Source organism: Parasphingorhabdus sp., from assembly GCF_965233695.1.
GTDB lineage: Bacteria > Pseudomonadota > Alphaproteobacteria > Sphingomonadales > Sphingomonadaceae > Parasphingorhabdus.
Window position 1 is genome coordinate 3442198 of the sequence record NZ_OZ247497.1, and the last position, 26103, is coordinate 3468300.

Sequence of the window (26103 nt, forward strand, 5' to 3'; positions counted from 1 at the left end):
CCCGAAATTTAGATTATTGAATTTTCTCGATCTTATATCCGCGCTTTTCGAGCATGGCTTGAACTGCATCTGGCCCAACCAGATGCGCAGCGCCCACTGCTACAAATGATATGCCAGGACTTTGCAGTTTTTTATCGAGTTGTTCGGTCCAGTCTTGATTGCGAGCAACGAGAAGCTTTTCACGGGTTTTGGGATCTTCCAGAATGCCGCCCTCGGAAAGGTCCACAATGGTTTCCGTATCGCCCGAAATCCAGGCATTGAAGAGTTTCTCAAAGGAACTTTTTGCGTCGGCCGCTTCTTCAACGACGCTGGCCAACATGTCCCGCTGCTGTGTTTCTGGCAGGGTATCGAAATAGCCCAATTGCTGTTCGATGGTTTCAAGGCCTTCTACTGGCTTTTTCAAACCTTCATATTGTGCGACCAGTTTTTTCTCGACGCCTTCACTGGAGTCCAGTCCCAAAGCATTTGTTTGTGCAGAAGCCAGGGACAAGGCAGCGGCCCAGCTTTCCATGCGATTGAGTGCAAATTCGGGTATGCTGCTTTTGTCAATAACGGCATCTAGATCATCGCGCAGCGATGGCTTTATCCGCATTTCGATCTCTGGCTGGTTGGGAGAGATCGCCAGTCTGGAAAATATCCTGGCCGCATTCTCGGTGTCTTCAAGCCCCAATACCTCGATCACCAATCGGTCGGAGCTCGCTATGGCTTCTTCCAGGGCAGGCGTTCGCCAATTGACGCCTTTGGGCAAGATGTGGATCGTGCCGAATAGAAAAGCAGACCCTTTTTGCTCCGGCTTGGAGCCGGTGACTTTCCAGAGTGCAGGTTTACCCTCAGCGATAGTGTCCAGTGGCGGCGGTTCTGGTGTGTTGGAACAAGCGACCAGAGAGACAGTTGCGATCAAGGCGCGCAGAGCTTTAATGAACTTCATAGGCGTTATCTGGTTATTGTGTCGGTTAAAAAGAAGCCCCCTTTGCGCAAAGGGATCTAATATTTTACGCGTTTGGTCTTGAGCCCGCGCTCTTTGAGCTTTTCTTGCAAGCTTGAATCACCGGCCAGATGGCCCGCACCAACAGCCATAAAGACCGTTCCCGGTTGATCCATTCGCTCGTCCACCCATTCTGCCCAAGCTGCATTGCGATTGGACAACAGCGTATCATATAGAACCTGCTCCTCCAGACCCGCGTTCATCAGTTCGGCCAGAGCGCTGATATTGGCATTGGCCCAATGCGCGACCATATTTTCCATACCATCGGCCATATCACCGATGGAATTGACATTGAAATTGAGAAAGCGGATCTGCACGTCTTCCGGAAGATTGTCGAAGAATCCCAGTTGCTGCTCTGCTGTTTCCAAGCCAATGATCTTCATGTTTTTGGCCTTGGCTGTTGCCGTCAGATCATCTTCGACGCCGCTATTGGTATCATATCCGTTTTGCATCAAGGGTACGAGCGACAAGCTGACGCTGGCAAACCAGGGATCAAGAGGATCGAATGCATTGACTGGCAAATTCAATGAGGTCAGCGCCGCTTCATAGGCAGCGCGATCTTCCGGGCTGAGCTTGTCGCGCAGCGGCACGCCGGTTTTGTCGATAGCCAGCTCGCTGACAATCTGCATCATGGTCGCCGGTTCCGGCTCAATCATCTCGATAACCAATTCCCCTGATTCATCAAACGCATCTTTGATCGCTTCATCAAACCATTGCATGCCGGGTTTCAGGATATGGACCGTGCCAAACAGATAGATGGTCGTGTCCTCGTCCTTTAAAACCCAGAGCGCCGGATCGGGATCGTCCGGTATCGTGGCAATTTCCATCTCCACAGGTGCCGTTGCACTGGCAGATTGTGCCGGGGTTGTCTGACAGGCGGCCAAGCCTATCACCAGAGGCAAGCAAATTAGCGGAGAAAACCAGCGACGCATCATGGGTATAAATTCCAATTTCTTTGAAAGAACGGGGGCTTGATAAGTTGCGAACGTTAATTGACTATTTATGCCGGAAATCCCAGCAATTTTTCAATATTGAAATAATTTTCCCTCCCGGCGGTAGTCACTGCTTTGTCACTCTGCTAATTGATCAGTTAAATTAGGAGAGACCCGATGAGCCAGATTCACGCCCGCACCTGCCATATCTGTGAAGCCAATTGCGGCGTTTTGGTTGAAGTCGAAGGGCGCGAGATACTCTCGATCAAGGGCAATCCCGACCACGTCCTGAGTCGCGGTCATATCTGCCCGAAGGCAACCGCCATTGCGGATTTGCAGGACGATCCGGATCGGCTCCATAAACCCGTCAAAAAAGTGAACGGCGAGTGGCGGGAAATTGGCTGGGAAACGGCCTTTCAGGAAATTGCCGCGAAGCTCAAGGACCTGAAAGAAGCAGGAGCCAAGCCCGCCATGTATATGGGCAATCCCAGCGCGCATGATTATGGTATCTCGACACAGATCAGCACGCTCCGCCGGGCAATGGGCCTGAAAAATATCTATTCAGCCTCGACACTGGACCAGATCCCGCATCACGTGGTGCAATATCATATGTATGGCCATGTTAGTCTGGCGGCCGTGCCGGATATTGATCGCTGTCAGTATCTGGTCATAGTCGGCGGCAATCCAGCGGCTTCCAACGGCAGTATCTGGACGGTGCCGGACTTCAAGAAGCGCGTGAAGGAAATGCAGGCGCGTGATGGCAAGATGGTCGTTATCGATCCGCGCCGGACCGAAACCGCGAAACTGGCCGATGCGCATCATTTCGTAAAGCCCGGAACCGATACGGCCTTGTTTATCGGCATTTTGAAAGTGGTCTTTGACGATGGTCATGCCGATATTTCTCGTCTGGACACCATTATGGACGATAGCTGGGGCGCGATTGAGCCAGCGATTGCCGGCTTTGACATGGCGCAGCTGTCCGACCATTGCGGGATAGCGGTTGACGATATGCGGGAAATCGCCGCGCAACTGGGGGCCGATCAACCGGCTGCGATATATGGCCGCATGGGTGTTTCTGTTTGTGAATATGGTACATTGAACCAATGGCTGATTCAGGTGATCAACATCGCAACGGGCAATCTCGACCGCGAAGGCGGTACGATGGTGCCGGAGCCGGCGCTCGATACGATAAATCTGGTGGGCAGGGGTTCTATTCGGAAAACCCAGACCGCACGCGGTGAAATGCCGGTCGTCATGGGCGAGTTGCCGACGATCACCTTTGCCGAGGAAATGCTGCGGGACGATGACGAGCGTATCCGCTCGTTATTCGTTGTTACCGGCAATCCTGTCCTGTCCGCCCCTGATGGTGCCAGACTGGACCGGGCGCTGGAAAAGCTCGACCTGATGGTGTCGTTCGACATGTATGTCACCGAAACGAGCCGCCACGCCGACTATATCCTTCCCCCTTGCGGCCCGCTGGAAAAGGATCATTATCCGTTCTTTTTCGGACCTCTGGCCGTGCGCAACTATGCCAGCTATTCGCCTGCGATCTTCGATATTCGTGATGGTGAAAAGGCCGACTGGGAAATTATTGCCGAATTGGCGCGCGAAATACTGGCGACGGACGGGCAGGATGTGCCCAATATCCGCGAGCCGCGCGATGTGCTCGACAATATGCTGCAAAGCTCGCCAGCTGGCCTGACTTTGGCAGACGTAGAGGCGGCGCCGAACGGGATTGATCTCGGGCCGTTGCGCCCCTGCATGGCGGACCGGCTGATGACGGAAGATAAGTTGATCCAGTGCGCGCATCCCGATTTTCTGGCCGAGTTAAAGCGATTTGCGCAGTCTCTGGCCGAAACACGTCCCGACGTGCTGCGGCTCATTGGTCGCCGTCATGTGCGGAGCAACAATAGCTGGCTGCACAACAGCAAGCGCCTGCTCAAGGGGCCTGAACGCTGCACATTGATGATCCATCCTGATGATGCCGCCGGGCGCGGATTGGCGGATGGCGACATGGCCACAGTTGAAAGCCGGGTGAACAGCGTTGAGATTGTCGTCGAGGTCACCCATGACGTCATGCCCGGTGTGGTGTCGATCCCCCATGGCTTCGGTCATGGCCGTAAAGGGGTGGGGCTGTCCGTCGCTGCCTCAAAACCGGGGGTCTCGATAAACGATTTGACCGATCCGACCAATTTTGACCCCCTGTCGGGCAATGCCGTGCTCAACGCTACGCCCGTAACGGTGGAGCGGGCGGCCGAAATGGTGGCCGCTGAGTGACTGGACCAAATTGCGGCATCGATTGATTAGGGCAAGGGCGCCGTTTGGCGCTCGCTATCGAGCCGTCTATGGCATGCGTTCGAGCTTATATCCCTTTTTCTCCAGCGCGGTTCGCAGATTGTTTTCGCCGTATAAATATTCCTGACTGACGATAATAAGACTGGTCCCTTCATCGTCCAGCATTGCGCCGATTTTGGCCGACCAGTTTTTCATTCGGTCTTGGCGAATATGCTCATAAAGATCGCGGAGGCCCTCTGTCTTGACTGGCGGAGCTTCTGGCGGCTCGCCTTTGGCCCAAGTAATTCCTTGGTGCTCTTGCGCAGTCAACGGCCCAACTCGGCCGTAAGGACCGCGTTTTCTGTTTCTATATCGCTGAGATTTTTCCACCGTCAATTCCGCTCGGGTAAAAGCGTTGAGCCACTTTCGCTGCTTTTTCTCATCGATATCGTTTAGCAGGTCAATCAGGTGTGACGGTTCTTCCAGACCGTCGATCTTGAGGTCGCGATCTTTAACTGCATTGGTGATTTTGTAGTCGAGATACTGATTATTGCGCCCGGGCTGGAACATCCGGTCGGTGTCGGAAATGAGCGTTATGAGCAGCCAGGTCGGCATGAAGTCACCAATGACGAAAAAGTTGCTCTTCAAATCCCCTTTAATTCTTTCAAACAAGCCAGGGTCAAAGCGATCTTCCACCCGATCGCGGTCATGGCGGATGAGTTTGCGAAAGGCTTCGCGCTCATTTTGCCATCGCGTTTCCCGGTCTCTTTTATCGTAATAAACGGTTTCTAAATACACCTTGTCTGCGCTTTCCAGCGCAGTCGTAATGGCTTGGCTTTTCCATTTGATCGGATTTGAAAACCCTTCAATTCCGGCAAATATATAGATGGTAGAATCGGCGTCGGCCATTCTCCAAAGCGCAGGGCTGGGCGTAAAATCAAAGACAGCTTTATAAGCGGCTTCCCGCTCCTCGCGGGACATTTCAACTTGCTTGATCGCCCCGGAACTGCTGCGAGAGGGTGCGTCTCGGGCGCTTTCAACGACGGCTGATGTCGCGGTTGCTGCATCGGCCGCATCTGATACGGCCTCGACGGCTTCTTCCACCGCGGTTTTTTGTGCTGAAACCGGGCTGGCAAACGGAGTAACAGCACCCAGAGCCAACAAACTGATAAGTCGCGGCGATAAAAAAGTTGGTTTAATCATCTGGAATCGTTGAGATAAATCGACTGAATGCAGGATTAACGCGACAGATCCAACGGGTGGATATTATCCGCCCAGATAGATATGGGTTCTTGACCCGTGCAGCCCCATAAGCCAAAGCGTTGCCGAACTCCTTGCTCACCCAGTCTATCGGCGAAGAAAGCTATCACATTGACCGACCAGAAGCCGCCCGAAAAAGCGTTGAGCTTCCAGCAGATCATCCTGAAACTCCACGATTATTGGAGTGATCAGGGCTGTGCAATCCTGCAGCCCTATGACATGGAAATGGGCGCCGGTACGTTCCACACAGCGACCACCTTGCGCGCGCTGGGTCCCGATCCGTGGAATGCCGCTTTTGTGCAGCCTTGCCGCCGGCCCACCGATGGCCGCTATGGCGAAAATCCCAACCGGTTGCAGCATTATTACCAATATCAGGTGATCCTGAAACCGTCGCCGCCGGATATCCAGCAGCTATATCTCGACAGCCTGACCGCGATCGGCATTGATCCGATGCTCCACGACATTCGCTTTGTCGAGGATGACTGGGAAAGCCCGACACTGGGCGCCTGGGGTCTGGGCTGGGAAGTCTGGTGCGATGGCATGGAGGTGACGCAGTTCACTTATTTCCAGCAAATGGGCGGTTTTGACTGCAAGCCGGTGGCTGGCGAACTGACCTACGGGCTCGAACGGCTCGCCATGTATATTCAGGGCGTCGATAGCATCTACGATCTGGATTATAATGGGAATGGAGTCAGTTACGGCGATATCTTCCTGGATAATGAGAAGCAGATGTCGGAATGGAATTTCGAGGTCGCCAACACCGAAACACTGTTTGACCTGTTCAACAAGGCCGTTGGCGAGTGCGAAAACTGTCTTGAGGCGAAGCTACCCATTCCGGCCTATGAACAAGCGATCAAGGCGAGCCATGTGTTCAACCTTTTGCAGGCACGCGGTGTGATCTCTGTGCAGGAACGCGCCAGCTATATGGGCCGCGTCCGCGACCTCGCTAAAGGCAGCTGTGAAGCCTATATGGCGAAGAACGGGTGGGCGGCATAATGGCTGATTTCCTGCTCGAACTGCTCTCCGAAGAAATTCCCGCCCGTATGCAGGCCAAGGCGCGTGCGGACCTCGAACGCCTGTTTGTCGCGCAACTGAGTGATGCTGGCCTGAAAGCCGGGGATATTACCGTTTACTCGACGCCAAGGCGGCTTGCGCTGATAGCAAAGGATCTGCCCGACCAGACCGAAGCGGTGAGCGAAGAAGCCAAGGGGCCACCGGAAGGTGCGCCGGATCAGGCGGTTGATGGCTTCTGCCGCAAAAATGGCGTAACCCGCGATCAGCTCGAGGTTCGTGACGTCAAGGGGCGGGCCACCTATTTTGCGGTGATCAACAAGCCGGGCCGGGCGACCAGCGACGTATTGTCCGAAGCCATTCCGGCGATCATCAAGGCCTTCCCATGGCCCAAATCCATGCGTTGGGGCGATGCGAGCCTTTCGACCGAAAGCCTGCGCTGGGTGCGGCCTTTGTCTGGCATTGTTGCGATATTGGGCGATGATCTGGTGGAATGCGAAATTGACGGCGTGACGTCAGGTTATGAAACCGTCGGTCACCGCTTCCACCATGACGGAGTGGTAACGATCGGCAATGCCGGTGATTATGCCGAGAAACTGCGCGCTTGCCATGTTCTGGTCGATCAGGCTGAGCGTGAGGCAATTGTCCGCGATGGCGCGGCCAAGGCGGCATCCGATGGCGGGCTGGAACTGGTGGCGGACGAAGGTCTGGTGATCGAAAATGCCGGCCTGACCGAATGGCCTGTGCCTCTGCTGGGCAGCTTTGATCCGGCCTTTCTGGATGTACCGGAAGAGGTGATTCAGCTCACCGCCCGGGTGAACCAGAAATATTTCGTGTGCACTCAACCCTCTCCCCTTCAGGGGAGAGGAGGGAGCCGCGCAGCGGCGGAAGGAGAGGGGAATGCCGCTCAATCCGATAGGCCCCCCTCCCAAACCCTCCCCCCTAAAGGGGAGAGGGCTTTGGCCCCAAATTTCATCTGCACCGCCAATATTGACGCCACCGACGGCGGCAAGGCAATTGTTGCGGGCAATGAAAAAGTATTGGCGGCAAGGCTGTCCGACGCCAAATTCTTCTGGGAATTGGACCAGAAGACACCGTTGGAAGAGCATGCCAAGAAATTGAGCAACATTGTGTTCCATGAAAAACTGGGAACGGTTGCCGACAAGGTAGAGCGTGTGGCCAAGTTGGCCGAGTGGTTGGTTTCTTTAGAAGGGAATGGTTTTTACCAGTCCAGCCCCGGCGATACACTTCATGGTGAAGTGTCTGAGGCCGCACGTCTCTGCAAAGCCGATCTCGTCACCGAAATGGTCGGCGAGTTTCCCGACCTGCAAGGTCTGATGGGCGGCTATTATGCAGAGAAACAAGGCAAGTCCAAGGCGGTCGCAAACGCGATCCGTGACCATTACAAGCCGGTCGGGCAGGGCGATGAAGTGCCGACCGACCCGGTGACGGTGGCGGTGAGTTTGGCGGATAAGCTGGATACTTTGGTTGGGTTTTGGAGAATTGGAGAAACACCCACTGGGTCCAAAGATCCTTTTGCACTCAGACGTGCGATGTTGGCAGTCATCCGGCTTGTAAGCGAGAACAGTTTGCGCCTTGAGATGAGGCGAGTATTTGAAAAGCATGCTCTACAGATCGATAACCCGACCGTAGATCACGGACAATCAGTTCTGGGCTTGCTCGATTTCTTTGCCGACCGCCTCAAAGTCCAGCAACGCGAAGCGGGCGTCCGCCATGACCTCATCGACGCGGTCTTCGCTCTTGGCGGCGAGGATGATCTGGTCCGCTTGCTGGCTCAAGTTAAGGCATTGCAGGCATTCGTCGAAACGCCGGATGGTGAAAACCTGCTCGCCGGTTACAAGCGCGCTGCCAACATTTTGAAGAAAGAATTGGGAGAAATCAGTGCACCTGCGCAGGCAGGTGCCCATCTCCCGTCTGACACTTCAGACGCGCCCTCAGGAGATGGCCCCCTGCCTACGCAGGGGAACAAAACCCTTTCCTACACGCCGGAAAAAGCCGAAAAGGCGCTTATCGACGCGCTCGATGCAGCACAGCCGGATGTGACCGCAGCCATTGCAGCGGAGGAGTTTGAAAAAGCGATGACCGCACTATCCCATTTGCGCGCGCCGATTGACCAGTTTTTCGAGGATGTGACGGTGAATGACAGCGATGCGGATAAACGGGAAGCACGGCTTGCTCTGCTGGCCCGCTTTCGCGCGGCGGTGCATCAGGTCGCTGATTTTTCCAAGATTGAGGGATGATGTGATTGCCGCTCTACACCCTGTGAATTGTGTGAACTTTGGAAGAGGCAACGCGCATGTTTCAGAACATTTGTGCTCCGCACTTGATGCGGAGCCCAGGGTAAACGGGCGTGACAGCCATCCTAGGCTCTGCATCAAGTGCGGAGCACCGGTGCATAGAGATTTGAGCGAATTACACCCTGTGATGTGTGTGAACTTTGGGCCGATAAATTTCGGAGATAGAACATAATATGACTCAATATGTATATCGTTTCGGTGGTGGCATGGACGCCGATGGCGCGCCAACCGACAGCACCGAAGCCCGTAACCTGCTGGGCGGCAAAGGCGCCAATCTCGCGGAAATGGCCAATATTGGCCTGCCGGTTCCTCCCGGCTTCACCATTTCGACCGAGATGTGTACGCGCTTCATGAATGACGGCGGCGTCTATCCCGACAGTCTGACCGGCGAAGTGGTGCAGGGCGTCGCGCATATTGAAAAAGTTACCGGCAAGACATTTGGTGATGCCGCCGATCCGCTGCTGGTTTCTGTCCGCTCCGGCGCGCGCGCATCCATGCCCGGCATGATGGACACAGTTCTCAATCTCGGCCTGAACGATGAAACGGTGGAAGGGCTCGCCAAAACCTCTGGTGACGAGCGTTTTGCCTGGGACAGCTATCGCCGGTTCATCCAGATGTACTCCGATGTCGTGCTGCAACTGGATCATGATTCATTCGAGGAAGCGCTGGAAATAGCGAAAGAAGATAATGGCTTCTTCACGGATACTGAGATGGAGTCTCAGCATTGGAAGGCGCTGGTGGCTGAATATAAGGGCCTTGTCGAAGAGCAATGGGGCAAGCCTTTCCCGCAGGATGTGAATGACCAACTCTGGGGCGCGGTCAGCGCCGTTTTTGGCAGCTGGCAGGCAGAACGGGCCAAGGTCTATCGCCGGCTCAACGATATCCCCGCTGAATGGGGCACTGCCGTCAACGTACAGGCGATGGTGTTCGGCAATATGGGCGAGACATCGGCAACCGGTGTGGCCTTTACCCGCAATCCTTCCACCGGCGACAGCGCCTATTATGGCGAATGGCTGATCAACGCGCAGGGCGAGGACGTCGTCGCGGGCATCCGCACGCCGCAATATCTGTCCAAAGCCGCGCGCGAGGAGGCCAATGCGAAGCCGCTTTCCATGGAAGAGGCGATGCCGGAAACCTATGGTGAGCTGACCAACGTGTTCGATCTGCTGGAACGCCATTATCGCGATATGCAGGATATCGAATTTACCGTGGAACGCGGCAAATTGTGGATGCTGCAAACCCGCTCGGGCAAGCGGACCGCCAAGGCAGCGCTGAAAATCGCCGTTGATATGGCAAATGACGGCCTGATTACCGAGGAAGAAGCGGTTGCGCGGGTTGATCCGATGGCATTGGACCAATTGCTCCACCCGACGCTTGATCCAGATGCCAAGCGCGATGTGCTGACGACTGGATTGCCGGCCTCTCCGGGTGCTGCTTGCGGGATTATCGTATTCGATTCCGATACCGCGGAACGCCGCACGGAAATGGGCGATGACGTGATATTGGTGCGGGTCGAAACCTCACCGGAAGATATTCACGGCATGCACGCGGCAAAAGGCATTTTGACGGCGCGTGGCGGTATGACGTCACATGCCGCCGTGGTGGCGCGTGGCATGGGCCGTCCCTGTGTTTCCGGTGCCGGTAGCCTGAGCATCAACAACGAGACAAAACTGCTGAAAATCGGAGATCGCGAACTGAAAGAAGGCGATATCCTGACCATCGACGGCAGCAACGGACAGGTGATGGCGGGGCGCGTGAAAACCATCCAGCCGGAACTGGTCGGTGATTTTGGTGTCCTGATGGTATGGGCCGACAAAGTCCGCCGTCTCGGCGTGCGCACCAATGCGGAAACGCCGCAGGATTGCCGGGTTGCCCGCGATTTTGGCGCGGAAGGCATTGGCTTGTGCCGGACCGAGCATATGTTCTTTGAAACTTCGCGGATAACGGCCGTTCGCCAGATGATATTGGCCGCCAATGAAGCGGGCAGGCGGGAAGCGCTGGCCAAGTTGCTCCCCGAACAACGCGAGGATTTTCGCCAGATATTCGAAGTCATGGTTGGACTGCCGGTGACGATCCGCTTGCTCGATCCGCCATTGCACGAATTTTTGCCGCATCATCAGTCGGAATTTGAAGAAGTGGCAGCGGCGGCAGATGTTGGCGTCGAAACGTTGAAACAGCGCGCCAATGAGTTGCACGAGTTTAATCCGATGCTCGGCCATCGCGGTTGCCGGCTTGGTGTGACCTATCCGGAAATATACGAAATGCAGGCGCGCGCGATATTTGAAGCCGCCTGTGAAATCGCCGAAGCCAGCGGCGAAGCACCTATTCCAGAGGTGATGATACCATTGGTGGCCACCGCCCGCGAACTGGAGCTGATGAAAGATGCTGTCGACCGGATGGCGGAAGAAGTGTTTGCCGAGAAAGGTCGCCGCATCGAATATTTGGTCGGCACCATGATCGAGCTGCCGCGCGCTGCCTTGATGGCGGGGAAAATTGCCGAGCATGGAGAGTTTTTTAGCTTTGGTACCAATGACTTAACCCAGACTACGCTGGGTGTATCGCGTGACGATGCGGGGCGTTTCCTGACCCAATATGTCGACAAGGGCATTTTTCCGCGCGATCCGTTCGTCAGCCTGGACATTGAAGGCGTCGGGCAATTGATCGAACTGGCGGCAGAACGGGGCAGGGCAACACGTCCTGATATCAAACTCGGTATTTGCGGCGAGCATGGTGGTGATCCTGCCTCTATCGCTTTTTGTGAGAAAACCGGGCTGGATTATGTCAGCGCGTCTCCCTATCGCGTGCCGATAGCCCGACTGGCAGCCGCACAGGCGGCATTGGCGAAAAAGGGATAGAAAAACATATAAAATGGCTTGCCAGCGCGGACAACTATCCCTATCTGACTGCCTTCAATGCGCGCCCATAGCTCAGCTGGATAGAGTACTTGACTACGAATCAAGGGGTCGGGAGTTCGAATCTTCCTGGGCGCGCCACTTTCCCCACATTATTGATGATACGGCCTTAGGTGCACTTGCGCTGCTGTACGGGGAAGCGTAACTTATCGGCATTATGTATTTATTCCACGCGTAAAGGATTGCCTTTTGGCCGACTATTCTGACTCTTTTGAAGATGCTCTTGCTGCCCGCGAGGCGGCGAAACTTCCTGTGCCGGAGGACGTGCAAGAGGCGGTCAAGACTCTGTTGCGTTGGTCCGGCGAGGATCCGGAGCGAGAAGGTCTGCTTGATACTCCCAAGCGCGTAGCCCGGGCATGGAAGGAATATTGCGAGGGCTATCAGGAAAATCCTGCCATACATTTGGCGCGGACGTTCGAAGAAGTCGGCGGCTATGACGAACTGGTATTGCTCAAGGACATCCCATTTCACTCGCATTGCGAGCATCATATGGCGCCAATTATTGGCAAGGCGAGCATCGCCTATATGCCGACGGATCGGGTGGTCGGTATCTCCAAGCTTGCGCGCGTACTGCATGGCTTTGCACGGCGGCTGCAAGTGCAAGAGCGTCTCACAGCCGAAGTGGCAGAATGTATCTGGGACAACCTAAAGCCGCATGGCGTCGCTGTCGTCATCGAGGCCAGCCACAGCTGCATGACAGCTCGCGGTGTCCGGACACCGGGCGTAGGAATGACCACGAGCCGCCTGTTAGGCTGTTTCCTTGATGATGCGCGAAGCCGCAAGGAAGTAATGAGCTTGATGGGTTACTAGCTGGACTAGTCCATCCACATACGCATGAGATTATATTGCAACGCCTGCATACGGGTATAGTTTTCGTGCTTCATATTCAGTCCTTCGAGCGCGGCGACTTCGTTTAGCTCATAAAGCAGGTTGCGCTTCATCACGTCACGCACCTTGCTCTGGATGAAGGTGATCGCAACCATGCGCTCGCCTTCTGAAATCGCTTCAACTTCGTGGAGCGTGTGAGAAGGATATGTGATCGCGGTTCCTGGTAGGCCCTTAAATCGCATGCCCGCCTCGCCCTGCGTCACATGCAAGGCACCGCCCTTATAGTCTTCAGGGCCGTTCAAAAATATGGTGCAGCTGAGGTCTGACCTGATAGGGCCATCAGGGAGCGGAATGATCGCGCTGTCTGCATGAAGGCCATAATGCATGCCCGGCTGATACCGGGTGATAAGTGGCGGGGCCACCTTCTCCGGAAAGGCGAAGTCGGTGAACTCGGGATTGGACATCAGCGCATCGTGGAGGATTTTGGACGTCTTGTTATAGGCATCCAGATCATGCAGCTGCAGGTTGTTCTTTACTTTCGAATGCGGGTTGCTGATCTTGCCATCGACAAATTGACCGCTGCTCGCGATCTTTTTGATTTCGTTGACTTGGCTCTGATCCAGTATCTTCAGCTGTTTGAACATTATTTTCTCGTTTCAATCCATTGCATGGCGGCGGCCACCAGAGGAAATTCGGTAGCTATCTTCTCGACCCATAATATCGCCGCGCCAATATCGGTTGCGTATTGCTGGTTCGCTTCTTTGAGCAATTCATGCCGCAAATCGGAACTATAGTCATGTTCGGGTGCTTTGGAATAGGAAGACATGATTGGACCTGATACCAGATCGGCCGCTTTTTCTGATGACAGTTCATGATTGAAATGGGTTGCTGCACTTAACAACCGTTCCTCAGGATCATCAAGAAATGACTCAAAATCCATCCACAAAATACCGGTGGGATCGGTTGCTTTCTGTGCCACAAACAACGTCACCAGCTCGCACATCCAGCTCATTGCAACGCGCTGGACCAGAGTTAATTCCCACAGTCGGGCAGGGGCTTTGCCAAGGTGCCGGGTTAGTCGCTTCAATCGCGCACCAGCCATTATGTGGGTTTCCTGTACCGATGCTTCACCAGCCAATATGGTAGGGATATAGCGATCGAGCGGGGCGTATAGGAACAGTGCCTTAATATTATCAGCCAATAGAGCAGGAGCCAATTCACTCACGAAGCTGCTGGCCTTGATCATGACCCGTTGTCGAGGATGAAAAGGCCGCGACAACCAGCGGACCGCCTCCGAAAAGCGCTGCTCGCAGGATTCCGGCGACCAGGGGCTGTCCGGTTCATTCCGAATCTGTGAAATTTCGCACAAGGTCCGCAGAAGTTGCGGCTCCCGGAGCGCGAGAACTGTGTCGATTTCCCCCAATAGCCGCGAAAGCAATGTCGAGCCGACATGTCCGATGTGAAAAATATATTGCGGCTTGGGACTCTGGAGCAGTTCGACTTTCGACAGTTCTGTCCAAGGCACCAGCTGTCGCGGCAATTGCGGCGTTATGATGCGCTGATCCAGGAAACTGGCCTTGCGATAATCTTCTTCGGTCAAATGCGATAACAACACTTGATCGGTGGGCAGATCGACAAGATGCGGCAGAAGCCCCGCATCCTGAGTGAACCGATTTTGCCAGTTGCTGGTCAATGCGCCCTCATATCCAAGAAAAAGCCCGAAGGCGGATTGTTACCATGTAACGCACCAGCTCCGGGCTTTTCAATCACTTGCTGACAATTATTCTTTGTCTTCGGTGCTTTCTGCGGTTTCTTCAGCCGTTTCCTCGGAAGCTGCTTCTTCAGGGGCTTCTTCGGAATCGCCTGCTTCTGCTTCGCCGTCATCTTCGCTTTCAGGTGCCAAAGCCGCAGCAGCCAGTTCAGCCTGCTCTTCTTCAAACATCTGTGCGATCACGTCGACGCCGTCTTTCTGCAGCTCAGCTTCATCATCGGAACGCGCCACATTGACTTGCACGTTCACGGAAACTTCAGGGTGCAGACGGATACGAACATCGAAAACGCCAAGCGTCTTGATTGGCTTTTCGAGGATCACCATGCTTTTCTCAACCGTGGCGCCATCAGCGGCCAAGGCATCGACAATATCGCGAACCGAGACCGAACCATAAAGCTGGCCGCTGGCTGAAGAGGCGCGGATCAACACGATCTGCTTGCCATCAACACTGCCGGAAGCTTTTTCCGCATCCTTGCGTTTGGCTTCATTGTCCGCTTCGATCTGCTTGCGATTGGCTTCGAAGACCTTTTTATTGGCCTCGTTCGCACGCAACGCTTTGTTGTTCGGCAACAGGAAGTTACGGGCATAGCCGTTCTTCACGGTAACAACATCACCGATGCCGCCCAGTTTTTCGACTCGTTCGAGCAAAATAATATCCATGTCTCTTGCTCCTATTTCACGAGATAAGGCAGCAGGCCGAGATGGCGTGCGCGCTTAATGGCTTTGGACAATTCGCGCTGTTTCTTTGCGGAAACGGCGGTGATACGACTTGGTACGATCTTGCCACGCTCGGAAATATATCCCTGCAGCATTTTCACATCTTTGTAGTCGATCGGTTGTGCGTTCTTGCCGGAAAAGGGGCAGCTTTTGCGGCGACGGAAAAATGGACGTCCCATGATTATTACTCCTTTTCTAGCTTAACTATCGTCGTGATCACGGCGAGGGCGATCACCACCACCACGGCGGGTGTCACGATCAGGCTTGCGCATCATGACAGATGGGCCTTCTTCATGTTCGTCCACGCGGATGGTCAGAAAACGGATCACATCTTCGTTGATACGGGTTTGACGTTCCAACTCGGCAATCACGTTGGTCGGTGCGTCGAGACGCAGCATGACATAATGCGCTTTGCGGTTTTTCTGAACCTTGTATGCCAGCGTGCGCAGGCCCCAGGTTTCCGTCAAAACGACTTTGCCTTCATTGGCTTCAACAATTTTTGTAGCTTCCTGAGCGAGTGCATCGACCTGAGACTGGCTCAAATCCTGACGCGCGAGGAAGACATGCTCATAATGCGGCATGCTTCATTTCCTTCATGTTACCGATCGCTGACGCCGCACCATGCAGACACGCCCCTCCGGCTTTCTTTGGTTTTCCAAGTGATTCGAACAGTCGAATGACGCGGAAGCGGCGCTCATGGCGGATTTGCGAGAGGAATGCAAGTGTTGTGATGATGGTTTGCTGGTCCCCAACGCCCAGTAAACAATCGCCCCCAAAGTTCACACCATTCACACCTCCCTGCGCTCACCTCGTTCGTGCTGAGCCTGTCGAAGCACGGGCGCGAGAGTGCCGCAACCGCTTGTGCGGGTCGCGGGAGTTTTTTTCCTCAGGCGCCGGGCGCGGGCATCCGCCCGCTTGAGCTTAACTCAAAACTCCTCTCCCCTTGAGGGAGAGGACAGTGCAGCTTGCGGCCCTGGGCTTGTCCAGGGGCGCTAGCGAAACTTGGTGAGGGGTGGCGGCTATCGCTGATGCTGGCGATTGTCGCTGGCCTCTCTCTAAGACTTGCCCCCTCAATAAGACTTGGCTTCGCAGCCAGCTGCCAAGCCAAGTCTTTTCTCTCCCTCCGGGGGAGAGAATAAAGACCGGTGCCTCACTTGAGATGATCCGTCCCAGCGCAGCGAGGCAAGCGCGCCCGGCGCCTGAGGTTAAAAAAACTCCCTCCCCCGTGCTCCGCATCAAGTGCGGAGCACCAACCACCAGCTTTGCCTACCTATCTCTTCCCAAAGTTCACACAATTCACACACCCTCCTTTCTCCCTTTCACGCTCCAAAGTTCACACAATTCACACCGGTTCTTCCAGATCATCAAATATCCCGCTGCGCTCCAGCAAGCCGCTGCGATCGGCCCGCTCCCATTGCAGGTCATCCCATTCTTCCCGCTCGGCAATATCGAGATCGGAGACATCAATATCCTCCGGCGCCATCGCCTGTATCTTCTCGCGTTCGCTGTGGAGCGCGATGGTCGCCAGCAAATCGCTGTTGGACAAGGATGATTGCGGCTGTGCACCGACCGTCCGGCCAGAGGCCTCAATCTCCTCGACCAGTTCTGCACAATCGCTGCCCTGTCCGATGCCTTCCAGCAGATCATCAAAATGCTCTGCTGCCACCCGTGCCGGATTGCCTTTCACATCCAGCCCGTCGGCCATCTTGTCGAGCCGTGCCAATGCCGCCAGAAACAAGGGCGCGCTCCAGCGCTCTCTGGTGCCCACTTCCTCGCCCTGATGCCATACCGCCTCGCGCCAGCCATTGAGCCCCTTGTCCATCAGCTCATCCTGAAAGACATCGCGCGCATGAATGAGCGCCGCATCCCACGCCCGGGCAAAGGCCCGCGCATCCGGCCTGCGCCTGAGCTTATACGCGCTCTCCCGCGACAACCCGGCATAGCGCGCCGCTGCCCGCACATTGCCGGTTCGCGCCAGGGCTTCGAGAAACGCCACCTGCCTGTCCGGCGACCAGCCATCATGGCGCTCCCGGGGATGCGCCAGATCATCGGCAGCAGGGATGTCGGTAAATTGTTCATGTATCGGGTGTTCGGTCATAGCTCTGTTCCTTTCTGTTGGGGAACATGCAGATATAACCTATCTGGTTATTTGTAGGAAAGGGCAAAGAGACACGAAAGCGCTGTCATGCCGGAGGGGCGGCTTTATCCCGAAAGCGGACGTTAGATTTTTAACCCTCGCCGGTCGATCCAAACAAAGAAAGCCAATGGATCAAGTCAGCTCGATAATCCTCATCTTTCTCGTCGAGATAAGCAACGCCTTTTGCCATATCGAGGATCAGGAATACCTCGGCATAGCGTCCATTCTTATCGACATTTTCAAAGAACAGCTTCATTCGCACTGGTTTATCGGCAATTGCGGAAGGATCGGATGCTAAACAGACGGTCTGACATTCTATAGATTCCGCAAATGTCCACTTCGGTACTGAGGAGTCTTTGCTCCGGTTGAGTATCTTTCGGATAAAGCCGTGTTCTGTGGCAATCGGAGCAGAGATTTCAAAGTAGTCAGCCATTAGGGTCAGCAACTCATCGCTCTCTTCACCGCAGGATTGCAGAGTAATATTTCCCCAGTAAATCCTAAATTCTTCTTCACCCAAATCGTCAATCTGCTCGTTCCATCCCACTGTTGGAATCTTGGCATCAAAACCTACTTGTCCGTAGGGAGTTGCATCCGCCCTAAGATCAAGTTTCCAAGTTGAAGATTGTTCATCAAATTGACGTTCCACAATTTCGAAAGTCATGTCACACATTGGGTCACTGCCGTCACCCAGATCTTCCAGATTACAGAATACATGCAACATGCTTTTCTTTCGCTATTTTCCAAAAAGTGTTGAAAACACTTAGCATGAAATGCGGACTAAGCACGTCCGCTTTTGCGCCCAAAGCGGACATTAAAATATCGAAGAAATAGATAGCGCTAATAGTTAAACCGCGTCACCAGACTATCCCGTGCTTCCTGATATTCGCTGATCAACTTGTCGACCATATCCTGAACCGAGCGGACTTCATCAATCGCGCCGATGCCCTGGCCGCTGCCCCAGATGTCTTTCCAGGCCTTTTTCTCTGTATTGCCGCCAGAGCCGAAGTTCATGGTTTTATAGTCACCCTCTGGCAGATTATCCGGATCGAGGCCGGCATTTTCGATCGAACCGCGCAGATAATTGCCGCTGACACCGGTAAACAGGTCGGAATAGACAATATCCTTGGCACGACCTTCTACAATGCCGTCTTTATAACCTTGATCGGCATTGGCTTCCTTGGTCGCAATAAAGGCCGAACCCATATAGCCGAGGTCCGCGCCCATCGCCTGTGCGCCCAGGATCGATGCGCCGCAACCGATAGAACCGGACAAGGCGACAGGACCGTCAAACCACTGGCGAATTTCCTGCATCAGCGCAAAGGGAGAGATGACCCCTGCATGGCCGCCAGCACCTGCCGCCACCGGAATCAGGCCATCGGCGCCTTTTTCAATCGCTTTGTGGGCAAAGCGGTCGTTGATAATGTCATGCATCGTAATCCCGCCCCAGCTATGGACGGCGGTATTGAGATCTTCGATGGCACCAAGCGAGGTGATGATCAACGGCACCTTCCATTTTTCGCAAGTCGCCATGTCCTGATCGAGCCGGTCATTGGACTTGTGAACAATCTGGTTTACCGCAAAAGGCGCTGCAGGCTTGTCTGGATTGTCGCGGTTCCATGCGGCCAGCTCTTCGGTGATCTGGTGCATCCATTCGTCCAGAAGGCTTTGCGGCCGTGCGTTAAGGGCGGGGAAAGACCCGACAATTCCGGCTTTACACTGCGCAATGACCAGTTCGGGACCCGATACGATAAACAGAGGTGAACCGATAAGCGGAAGGCGAAGATTGTCGAAAATGGCAGGTAAAGTCATAAGGTCCCCAATAGAAAAGGCTAAACAGAAAAGCTTAGGATCCCGCCATACCGCAAGCGGCAGCGGATTCCACTGTTATTTTAACCGATTGCTTAATCCGGGTGCTAAATCCGGTTTACAGCGCTGAGCAGGGCTTCAACCGAGGCCCTTGCAACGTCGCTGTTTATCCCGACACCATAGAATTCGCGGCCATCGCCGGTCGTGCATTCGACATAGGCTGCTGCCTGGGCGTCCTTGCCTGATCCCAGCGCATGTTCCTGATAGTCCATGATTTCCAGCGTGATTCCCAGCGATGAGGCGAGGGCATCGACGACGCTTGAAATCAAGCCATTGCCGCGGCCACTGACGGACGTTTCGCCTTCAGGCCCCTTTACCTTTCCGACAAATATGCGTTCGCCGCCCGCCTGGCTCTCCTGATAGTCGATCAGGCTGTATTTGCCGCCGCCATCGAGATGGTAGCGTGTCTGGAAGGCGCCCCAGATATCCTTGGCGGACAGTTCCCGGCTTGTCTCGTCGGCGAGCTCTTGAACCGTGCGGCTGAAATTGGCCTGCAGGCGTTTGGGCAGTTTCAGCCCGTAATCCTGTTCCAGAATCCAGGCGATTCCACCCTTTCCGGACTGGCTGTTGACGCGGATGACAGCTTCATAATCGCGCCCAATGTCGCGCGGATCGATGGGCAGATAAGGCACATTCCACAACTCGTCGTTGCGCTGTTCCTGCGCCGCAAAGCCTTTTTTGATCGCGTCCTGGTGCGAACCGGAGAAGGCCGTGAAAACCAGCTCGCCAGCATAGGGGTGGCGTTCCGGAACCGGCAACTGGTTGCAATATTCGACAGTCTTGACGATTTCATCCATGTTGGAAAAATCCAGCTTTGGATCAACGCCCTGCGTGTACATGTTCAGGCCCAGCGTCACCAGATCGACATTGCCGGTGCGCTCGCCATTGCCGAAGAGGCAGCCTTCGACACGGTCCGCGCCAGCCATCAAACCAAGCTCTGATGCCGCAATCCCCGAACCGCGATCATTATGGGTATGCAGGCTGATCACGACATGGTCGCGCTTGCTGATATGTTTGCACATCCATTCCACCTGATCGGCATAGATATTGGGCGTTGAAGCTTCGACTGTTGCCGGCAGATTGATGATCAGGGGTTTCTCTGCCGTGGGCTCGATAATCTCCATGACCGCCTCACAGACTTCGAGGCTGAAATCGATTTCAGCCGTGGAAAATGTTTCCGGCGAATATTCGAAATGCCAGTCGGTATCAGGATATTTCTCCGCCTGTTCGCGCAGGATCGTTGCGCCTTCTTTCGCAATATCCTTCACGCCATCCTTGTCCAGCTTGAACACGACATCACGCCATGCTGGCGAAACCGCATTATAAAGATGGACGATAGCCTTTCTGGCGCCTTCCAGACTGGCGAAGCTCGTTTCAATCAGGTCACGACGGGACTGGGTCAATACCTGCACTGTGACATCGTCGGGTATGCTGCCCGATTTTACCAGACCCGAGATGAAATCAAAGTCTGTTGCACCGGCGGATGGAAAACCGACTTCAATCTCCTTGATCCCGATTTTGACGAGCAGATCAAAGAAACGCTGTTTTTTTTGGGCGTCCATCGGATCAATCAGTGCCTGATTACCGTCGCGCAGGTCGGTGGAGAGCCAGCGCGGGGCTTTCTCGATAGTACGGGAAGGCCATTGGCGGTCAGGCAAATCGATCTGGCCAAAGGGGCGATATTTTTGAGATGGTACAGGATGCATGGTCGATACTCTTATGCTGCAAGCGATTTCGCGCAAGGCGGAAATTGCTAGTTAATTTCAATTTTCTGGAAAAATAATCCCTTAGGCGGGGCCGCTGCATCGAGCAGCAGCACAGCTACGCCTAAGGGCGCATAAGTCGGTGTAGCTCTAGGTTTGAGGCACATCTCATGCCGATGTTCATATCTGTTGCGGTGCAAAAATCAACCATGCTGGTGAATTTATTTTGCACAGAGTGAAACCTTTTTGGTCGCCCCTACGAAACCTATCACGAGCATGACAGCTCAATGAGATTATTTTTACTATTAAACACAAGAACTTGAATCTTGCCAAGGACCGGAAAATGAAAAATTTAATTGTACCATTGGCGCGCATCGCGCCTTCTGCTGCTCAGGCGACTCAAACGGCTTGTGTCGCCGCCTGATCACCGCAATAATTGATAGTGGTTTGAGAGGGTTAGCACATGTTAAGACACGTCTCCCCCTGAAACGAAATTGCCTAAAGGATTTACCCATGAATAAAACATTTCTAGCTGCCATCATGATGGCAACATTACCGATCGCATGTTCTTCACCATCGTCTGATACGGCGGAGAATACCGAAACCACAGAAGCTGCAACTATTGTCGAAGTTTCCGATGACATGAAGCTCCCCGTGTTTACCGGGCCAGCGGGTTCGGAAAATGTCGCAGTCAGCGGCTATGACACCGTCAGCTATTTTGAAGGCGACGGTGTGCCCGTTGAAGGTAGTAAAGAGCATCGCGTCAAATATAATGGCGTCGAATATCACTTTGCTTCGGCCGAAAATGCAGCGAAATTTCAAGCTGAGCCAGCAAAATTTGCGCCTCAATATGGCGGGCATTGTGCATGGGCAGCTTCACGCGGCAAGCTCGCCTCAGGTGATCCGAAACTCTACGCGGTTGTCGACGGCAAGCTCTATCTGAACTTCAATGAAAAGGTTCAGGAAACATGGAACACGGATATTCCCGGCTTTATCGAAAAAGCGGACGAGGAATTTCCCAAAATTCCGGCAGATGCTCGCTACGACGACGCATAGGCGCTAACGCTCAAGACATAAAAGGCGGTGGAGCTCGGCTTCACTGCCTTTTTATATGGGAGTTTGTTCGCTCGTAAATAATTAACAAAAACGGCCTAGACTGTCGTTTCATTATCGTTTGAGGGCCGATACATGTTTCGACTGATTTATCTAAGTACGCCTAAACCCGAGGTGGGCAAGCCCGACATCGATCAAATATTGGCGTCCTCGCGCAAGAATAATCGCTTTAACAATATTACCGGCTTGCTGATCCAAGACAAGAAACGGTTCCTGCAATATCTGGAAGGCGATCAGAAAGCAGTTGAAGAGACGTTCAACCGCATCGCATCCGATCCACGGCATACGGCGGTTTTCATGGTAAAAAGCGGTTTTGTCGTGCGCCGACAATTTCCCAAATGGACCATGGCATCTAAAAATGCCGAACGCAGCAATAGCCTGGTTGCAGCCGTCAGCGAAATGACCAAAGCCTGCGACAAAGATGTAGCGGACGAATTGCTCAGTTTTGCTGCGGCAAGAGACCGCGCCGCCTAGCCGAAGAAATGGCCAGAGCGAACGCGATTACTCAAACATCTGCCAGATACTAGTTCTTTTCTTTGTCGACTAGCTGATTGGCACCAATCCACGGCATCATGGCGCGCAGCTCGGCGCCGGTTTTCTCGATCGGATGGGCCTCTGCCTGTTTCCGGGCAGCTTTCAATTCCGGCTGACCGGCGCGATTGTCGAGAACGAAGTCCTTGACGAAACGACCGGACTGAATATCGGCCAACACCCGTTTCATTTCCGCTTTCGTTTCATCGGTAATGATCCGTGGGCCGGTGGTGATATCACCATATTCCGCCGTGTTGGAGATGGAATAGCGCATATTGGCAATGCCGCCTTCATAGAGCAGGTCGACGATCAACTTGGTTTCGTGGAGGCATTCGAAATAGGCCATTTCGGGCGCGTAACCCGCTTCGGTCAGGGTTTCGAAACCGGCCTGGATCAAATGGGTGATCCCGCCACATAGAACCGCCTGCTCGCCAAAGAGATCGGTTTCGCATTCTTCGCGGAAATTGGTTTCGATAATACCGGAACGACCGCCGCCGACACCAGAGGCGTAGGCGAGAGCCACGTCATGAGCATTGCCGCTCTTGTCTGCGTGAATGGCAACAAGGCAGGGGACGCCACCGCCCCGCTGATATTCGCTGCGCACAGTGTGGCCGGGTCCTTTTGGTGCGATCATGATGACATCAAGATCTTCGCGTGGCTCAATCAGCCCGAAATGCACGTTAAGGCCATGGGCGAAGGCGAGGGCAGCGCCCGGTTTCATATTTTCATGATAGTCCGCGGCATAGATGGCGGCCTGATGCTCGTCCGGTGCCAAAATCATAACAATATCGGCCCAAGCGGCGGCATCTGCATTGCTCAGCACTTTAAAACCAGCGCTTTCCGCTTTTTTGGCGGTTGCAGACCCTTCACGCAGGGCAATGGCCACTTCCTTGACTCCACTGTCACGCAGGTTCTGGGCGTGGGCATGGCCCTGGCTGCCATAGCCGACAATCGCGATCTTCTTATCCTTGATGAGGCCGAGATCGGCATCTGCGTCATAATAGACTTTCATTTTTCTTCCTTATATTCAGATAATTAGAGCAGTTAGTATGATGAGTCCCACGCTGGATAAGATAATCCAACCGGGATGCTTGAACTTCGCCAGAATCGCATTCGCGATGCCCAAGCCGATAAATGTGACAGCTGTTGTTGCCAGTTGCAGGTCACTGCCCGTGGTGAGACCGCCTGCAACCAATGCCAAATAGAGTGCAATCAACAAAATCAGAGCGGTCGTCGAGTGCCAACCGAAAACTATGATTGCGCGCCATGTGGGATCGGACAAGATGTCGGTATCTTCCTGCAGCATTGGGCCAATCAGTTTTTTATGACCGGCGACCGAATGGAACACAGCAAGAAGGACAATCAAGCTTGCCGCAATAAAGAGCAGTATCGCACTCATGCTGCATCCGGGCCGCGGCCGATGGCAACTACTCCAGTGCGTCCGACTTCAACCAAACCGACTTCCCGCATCAGACCGACAAATGTTTGGATCTTGTCGGGCGCGCCGGTAATCTCGAACACGAAGCTTTCGGTTGTCGCATCGACAACTCGCGCGCGATAGACATCAGCCAGCCGCATGGCTTCGATCCGATTTTCACCTTTCCCGGAAACCTTTACCAGCGCCAGTTCGCGTTGCACATGCGGTCCCGCTTCGGTGAGGTCGCGCACGCTGTGAACTGGTACCAACCGGTCGAGTTGGGCAATAATTTGTTCAATCACATGCGGGGGACCATTTGTGGCAATGGTAATCCGGCTGATTGCGTGATCGGCACTGATATCAGCAACGGTCAGGCTTTCGATGTTATAGCCGCGCGCGGTGAACATACCGGCAATCCGGGCCAAAATACCAGCTTCATTGTCAACCAATACCGCCAGGACGTGGCGTTCGACTTGTTCTTCTTTGATATGCATTAAACAAGCGCCTTTGCGTTATCGTCCATTGTGCCTTTGACGTCTTCTGGAGTTAGCAGCATTTCCGTATGCGCTGCACCGGACGGTATCATCGGGAAACAATTGGCTAGTTTAGCCACGCGGCAATCGACCAGTACCGGGCCATCTGTTTCGATCATTTTGGCAATGCCAGCTTCCAGATCAGCCGGGTCTTCAATCAAAATCCCGGTCCAGCCATAGCTTTCAGCAAGCTTGATAAAGTCTGGAAGACTATCGCTGTAACTATTGGAATAACGGCTTTCATAGGTCAGTTCCTGCCATTGCCGAACCATGCCCATATATTCATTATTAACGATGAAAATCTTCACTGGCAGCCGATATTGGCTGGCCGTCGCCAATTCCTGAATATTCATCTGGATAGATGCTTCGCCAGCAATATCGATGACCAGTGCGTCGGGATCGCCCAGTTGCGCACCGATGGCTGCAGGCAAGCCATAGCCCATTGTACCGAGGCCACCACTGGTGAGCCATTTATTCGGTTTTTCAAAATCGAAATGCTGCGCCGCCCACATTTGGTGCTGGCCAACCTCGGTCGTTATGATCGGGTGGCGTTCATGGGTTGCTTCCCATAATTTGCGTATTGCCTGCTGCGGCATAATCTCGGTTTTGCTATCCGGAAAGGCGAGGCAATCCGTCGCGCGCCAGCCTTTGATGCGTGACCACCATTCTTCATAGTCAGGGGCCTTGAATTTGCGGCCTTTCAACACGGCGAGCAACTGTTCCATTACCCGGCCAACATCGCCAATTACCGGAAGATCGACGCGAATGGTCTTGTTGACCGAGGAGCGATCAATATCGACGTGGATTTTTTTGCTGTTGGGCGAGAAAGCGTCGATCCGGCCCGTAATGCGGTCATCAAACCGCGCACCAAGGCAGACAACCAGGTCGGCGCGATTCATAGCCATATTGGCTTCAAATGTCCCATGCATGCCGAGCATACCCAGCCATTGTTCCGACGAGGCCGGAAAAGCGCCAAGACCCATAAGGGTCGACGTGACCGGCGCGCCCAGCAATTCGGCCAGCTCGCGCAATGTTTCGCTGGCTTTGGGGCCGCTATTGATAATGCCCCCACCCGTATAAAGAACAGGTGCCTTTGCCCGCATGATCATCTCGGCGGCTTCGTTAATGGCTTTGAAATCACCATCAATTTGCGGTTGATACCGAGGGTTTATCTTTCCGTTATGGGCGCTGAATTCAGCCTCCGCGACCTGAACATTTTTTGGAATATCAACCACGACAGGTCCGGGGCGGCCTTGCGTGGCGATATGGAAGGCTTCGTTCAACACACCAGCCAATTCCGACGGTTTTTTCACCAGATAGTTATGCTTGGTGCAGTGACGCGTTATGCCAACCGTATCGGCTTCCTGAAAGGCGTCCGATCCGATCAGGTTGGTGGCAACCTGTCCGGTAATGACCACCATCGGGATGGAGTCCATGAGCGCATCGGTAATTCCGGTAACCGCATTGGTTGCGCCAGGACCGGACGTGACCAGAACAACGCCTGGCTTGCCGGTGGAGCGGGCGTAGCCTTCTGCGGCATGGGTGGCCGCTTGTTCATGACGTACCAAAATATGTTTGATCTTGGGATGGTCATAAAGTGCATCATAGATCGGCAGCACAGCGCCACCGGGATAGCCGAATACGGTATCGACACCCAGATCGAGCAGTGTTTGAACCAAGATTTCTGCACCGCTTTTTTCGGCCACTTTAAGCTCCATTACCATAGTTTAACCGCGAACGGCGGGGGTTTGATAGGCGATGCTGCACTGCAAGGCAATGCGTAAGACCGGCCTGA

23 protein-coding genes and 1 tRNA gene are annotated in these 26103 nt (G+C 54.1%); 8 read left to right on the top strand and 16 right to left on the bottom strand.

Annotated elements, in window-relative coordinates; translation table 11 throughout:
• Positions 1-13: 13 nt before the first annotated feature.
• Both ACO6S1_RS16440 and ACO6S1_RS16445 read right to left on the bottom strand, forming a co-directional pair.
• Positions 14-928, bottom strand: coding sequence for a TraB/GumN family protein (locus ACO6S1_RS16440; RefSeq protein WP_422343641.1), 915 nt, complete (start codon positions 926-928; stop codon positions 14-16).
• A 56-nt stretch (positions 929-984) separates the two neighbouring features.
• Complete coding sequence (locus ACO6S1_RS16445; RefSeq protein ID WP_422343642.1) at positions 985-1920, bottom strand: TraB/GumN family protein; 936 nt, start codon at positions 1918-1920, stop codon at positions 985-987.
• Between the two features lie 174 nt (positions 1921-2094).
• Here ACO6S1_RS16445 and ACO6S1_RS16450 point away from each other — a divergent pair, with 174 nt between their 5' ends.
• A complete protein-coding gene (locus ACO6S1_RS16450) occupies positions 2095-4194 on the top strand; it encodes a molybdopterin oxidoreductase family protein (RefSeq protein ID WP_422343643.1) in 2100 nt (699 codons plus the stop codon).
• A 66-nt stretch (positions 4195-4260) separates the two neighbouring features.
• Here the strand turns inward: ACO6S1_RS16450 and ACO6S1_RS16455 are convergent, their stop codons facing one another.
• Complete coding sequence (locus ACO6S1_RS16455; protein WP_422343644.1) at positions 4261-5394, bottom strand: TraB/GumN family protein; 1134 nt, start codon at positions 5392-5394, stop codon at positions 4261-4263.
• 213 nt (positions 5395-5607) lie between these two features.
• Here ACO6S1_RS16455 and ACO6S1_RS16460 point away from each other — a divergent pair, with 213 nt between their 5' ends.
• From ACO6S1_RS16460 to folE, 5 genes are all read left to right on the top strand, one after another.
• The gene (locus ACO6S1_RS16460; protein WP_422346220.1) at positions 5608-6447 is read left to right on the top strand and encodes a glycine--tRNA ligase subunit alpha; all 840 of its coding nucleotides are present in this window, start codon (positions 5608-5610) and stop codon (positions 6445-6447) included.
• Positions 6447-8723: a glycine--tRNA ligase subunit beta gene (gene glyS, locus ACO6S1_RS16465; RefSeq protein WP_422343645.1), complete on the top strand. Its 2277-nt coding sequence runs from the start codon at positions 6447-6449 to the stop codon at positions 8721-8723. Before ACO6S1_RS16460 ends, glyS begins: the two co-directional genes overlap by 1 nt.
• Before the next feature lie 230 nt (positions 8724-8953).
• Entirely contained in the window at positions 8954-11635 is a 2682-nt protein-coding gene (gene ppdK, locus ACO6S1_RS16470) for a pyruvate, phosphate dikinase (protein ID WP_422343646.1), read from the top strand.
• Between the two features lie 61 nt (positions 11636-11696).
• Positions 11697-11773, top strand: a tRNA-Arg gene (locus tag ACO6S1_RS16475).
• 108 nt (positions 11774-11881) lie between these two features.
• The gene (gene folE, locus ACO6S1_RS16480) at positions 11882-12502 is read left to right on the top strand and encodes a GTP cyclohydrolase I FolE (protein ID WP_422343647.1); all 621 of its coding nucleotides are present in this window, start codon (positions 11882-11884) and stop codon (positions 12500-12502) included.
• Between the two features lie 5 nt (positions 12503-12507).
• Here folE and ACO6S1_RS16485 read toward each other — a convergent pair whose 3' ends face one another.
• The 9 genes from ACO6S1_RS16485 to leuA all read right to left on the bottom strand — a co-directional run bounded on the left by ACO6S1_RS16485 (position 12508) and on the right by leuA (position 20717).
• Positions 12508-13164 (bottom strand): Fe2+-dependent dioxygenase, encoded by a 657-nt coding sequence (locus tag ACO6S1_RS16485; protein WP_422343648.1) that lies wholly within the window; start codon positions 13162-13164, stop codon positions 12508-12510.
• The gene (locus tag ACO6S1_RS16490) at positions 13164-14213 is read right to left on the bottom strand and encodes a hypothetical protein (RefSeq protein WP_422343649.1); all 1050 of its coding nucleotides are present in this window, start codon (positions 14211-14213) and stop codon (positions 13164-13166) included. Before ACO6S1_RS16490 ends, ACO6S1_RS16485 begins: the two co-directional genes overlap by 1 nt.
• 87 nt (positions 14214-14300) lie before the next feature.
• The gene (gene rplI, locus ACO6S1_RS16495; protein WP_422343650.1) at positions 14301-14951 is read right to left on the bottom strand and encodes a 50S ribosomal protein L9; all 651 of its coding nucleotides are present in this window, start codon (positions 14949-14951) and stop codon (positions 14301-14303) included.
• An 11-nt stretch (positions 14952-14962) separates the two neighbouring features.
• Positions 14963-15187 (bottom strand): 30S ribosomal protein S18, encoded by a 225-nt coding sequence (rpsR, locus tag ACO6S1_RS16500; protein WP_108810187.1) that lies wholly within the window; start codon positions 15185-15187, stop codon positions 14963-14965.
• 21 nt (positions 15188-15208) lie between these two features.
• Positions 15209-15589: a 30S ribosomal protein S6 gene (gene rpsF / locus ACO6S1_RS16505; protein ID WP_422343651.1), complete on the bottom strand. Its 381-nt coding sequence runs from the start codon at positions 15587-15589 to the stop codon at positions 15209-15211.
• Between the two features lie 761 nt (positions 15590-16350).
• Positions 16351-17106, bottom strand: coding sequence for a hypothetical protein (locus ACO6S1_RS16510; RefSeq protein WP_422343652.1), 756 nt, complete (start codon positions 17104-17106; stop codon positions 16351-16353).
• Positions 17107-17236: 130 nt separating this feature from the next.
• Entirely contained in the window at positions 17237-17866 is a 630-nt protein-coding gene (locus tag ACO6S1_RS16515; protein WP_422343653.1) for a hypothetical protein, read from the bottom strand.
• 116 nt (positions 17867-17982) lie between these two features.
• On the bottom strand, positions 17983-18954 hold the full coding sequence (locus ACO6S1_RS16520; RefSeq protein ID WP_422343654.1) for an NAD(P)H-dependent flavin oxidoreductase: 972 nt from the start codon (positions 18952-18954) through the stop codon (positions 17983-17985).
• 104 nt (positions 18955-19058) lie between these two features.
• A complete protein-coding gene (leuA, locus tag ACO6S1_RS16525) occupies positions 19059-20717 on the bottom strand; it encodes a 2-isopropylmalate synthase (protein WP_422343655.1) in 1659 nt (552 codons plus the stop codon).
• A 510-nt stretch (positions 20718-21227) separates the two neighbouring features.
• Here leuA and ACO6S1_RS16530 point away from each other — a divergent pair.
• On the top strand, positions 21228-21770 hold the full coding sequence (locus ACO6S1_RS16530; RefSeq protein ID WP_422343656.1) for a YHS domain-containing (seleno)protein: 543 nt from the start codon (positions 21228-21230) through the stop codon (positions 21768-21770).
• A 132-nt stretch (positions 21771-21902) separates the two neighbouring features.
• Complete coding sequence (locus ACO6S1_RS16535) at positions 21903-22301, top strand: BLUF domain-containing protein (RefSeq protein ID WP_422343657.1); 399 nt, start codon at positions 21903-21905, stop codon at positions 22299-22301.
• Positions 22302-22350: 49 nt separating this feature from the next.
• On the opposite strand, the gene ilvC is transcribed toward ACO6S1_RS16535, so the two are convergent.
• From ilvC to ACO6S1_RS16555, 4 genes are read right to left on the bottom strand one after another with little or no spacing between them, the layout of a single operon-like run.
• Positions 22351-23370, bottom strand: coding sequence for a ketol-acid reductoisomerase (gene ilvC, locus ACO6S1_RS16540; RefSeq protein ID WP_422343658.1), 1020 nt, complete (start codon positions 23368-23370; stop codon positions 22351-22353).
• A 15-nt stretch (positions 23371-23385) separates the two neighbouring features.
• Positions 23386-23757 (bottom strand): hypothetical protein, encoded by a 372-nt coding sequence (locus ACO6S1_RS16545; protein WP_422343659.1) that lies wholly within the window; start codon positions 23755-23757, stop codon positions 23386-23388.
• On the bottom strand, positions 23754-24269 hold the full coding sequence (gene ilvN / locus ACO6S1_RS16550; protein WP_422343660.1) for an acetolactate synthase small subunit: 516 nt from the start codon (positions 24267-24269) through the stop codon (positions 23754-23756). Before ilvN ends, ACO6S1_RS16545 begins: the two co-directional genes overlap by 4 nt.
• Positions 24269-26014: an acetolactate synthase 3 large subunit gene (locus ACO6S1_RS16555; RefSeq protein ID WP_422343661.1), complete on the bottom strand. Its 1746-nt coding sequence runs from the start codon at positions 26012-26014 to the stop codon at positions 24269-24271. The genes ilvN and ACO6S1_RS16555 overlap by 1 nt, the downstream gene beginning before the upstream one ends.
• Between the last annotated feature and the right edge of the window lie 89 nt (positions 26015-26103).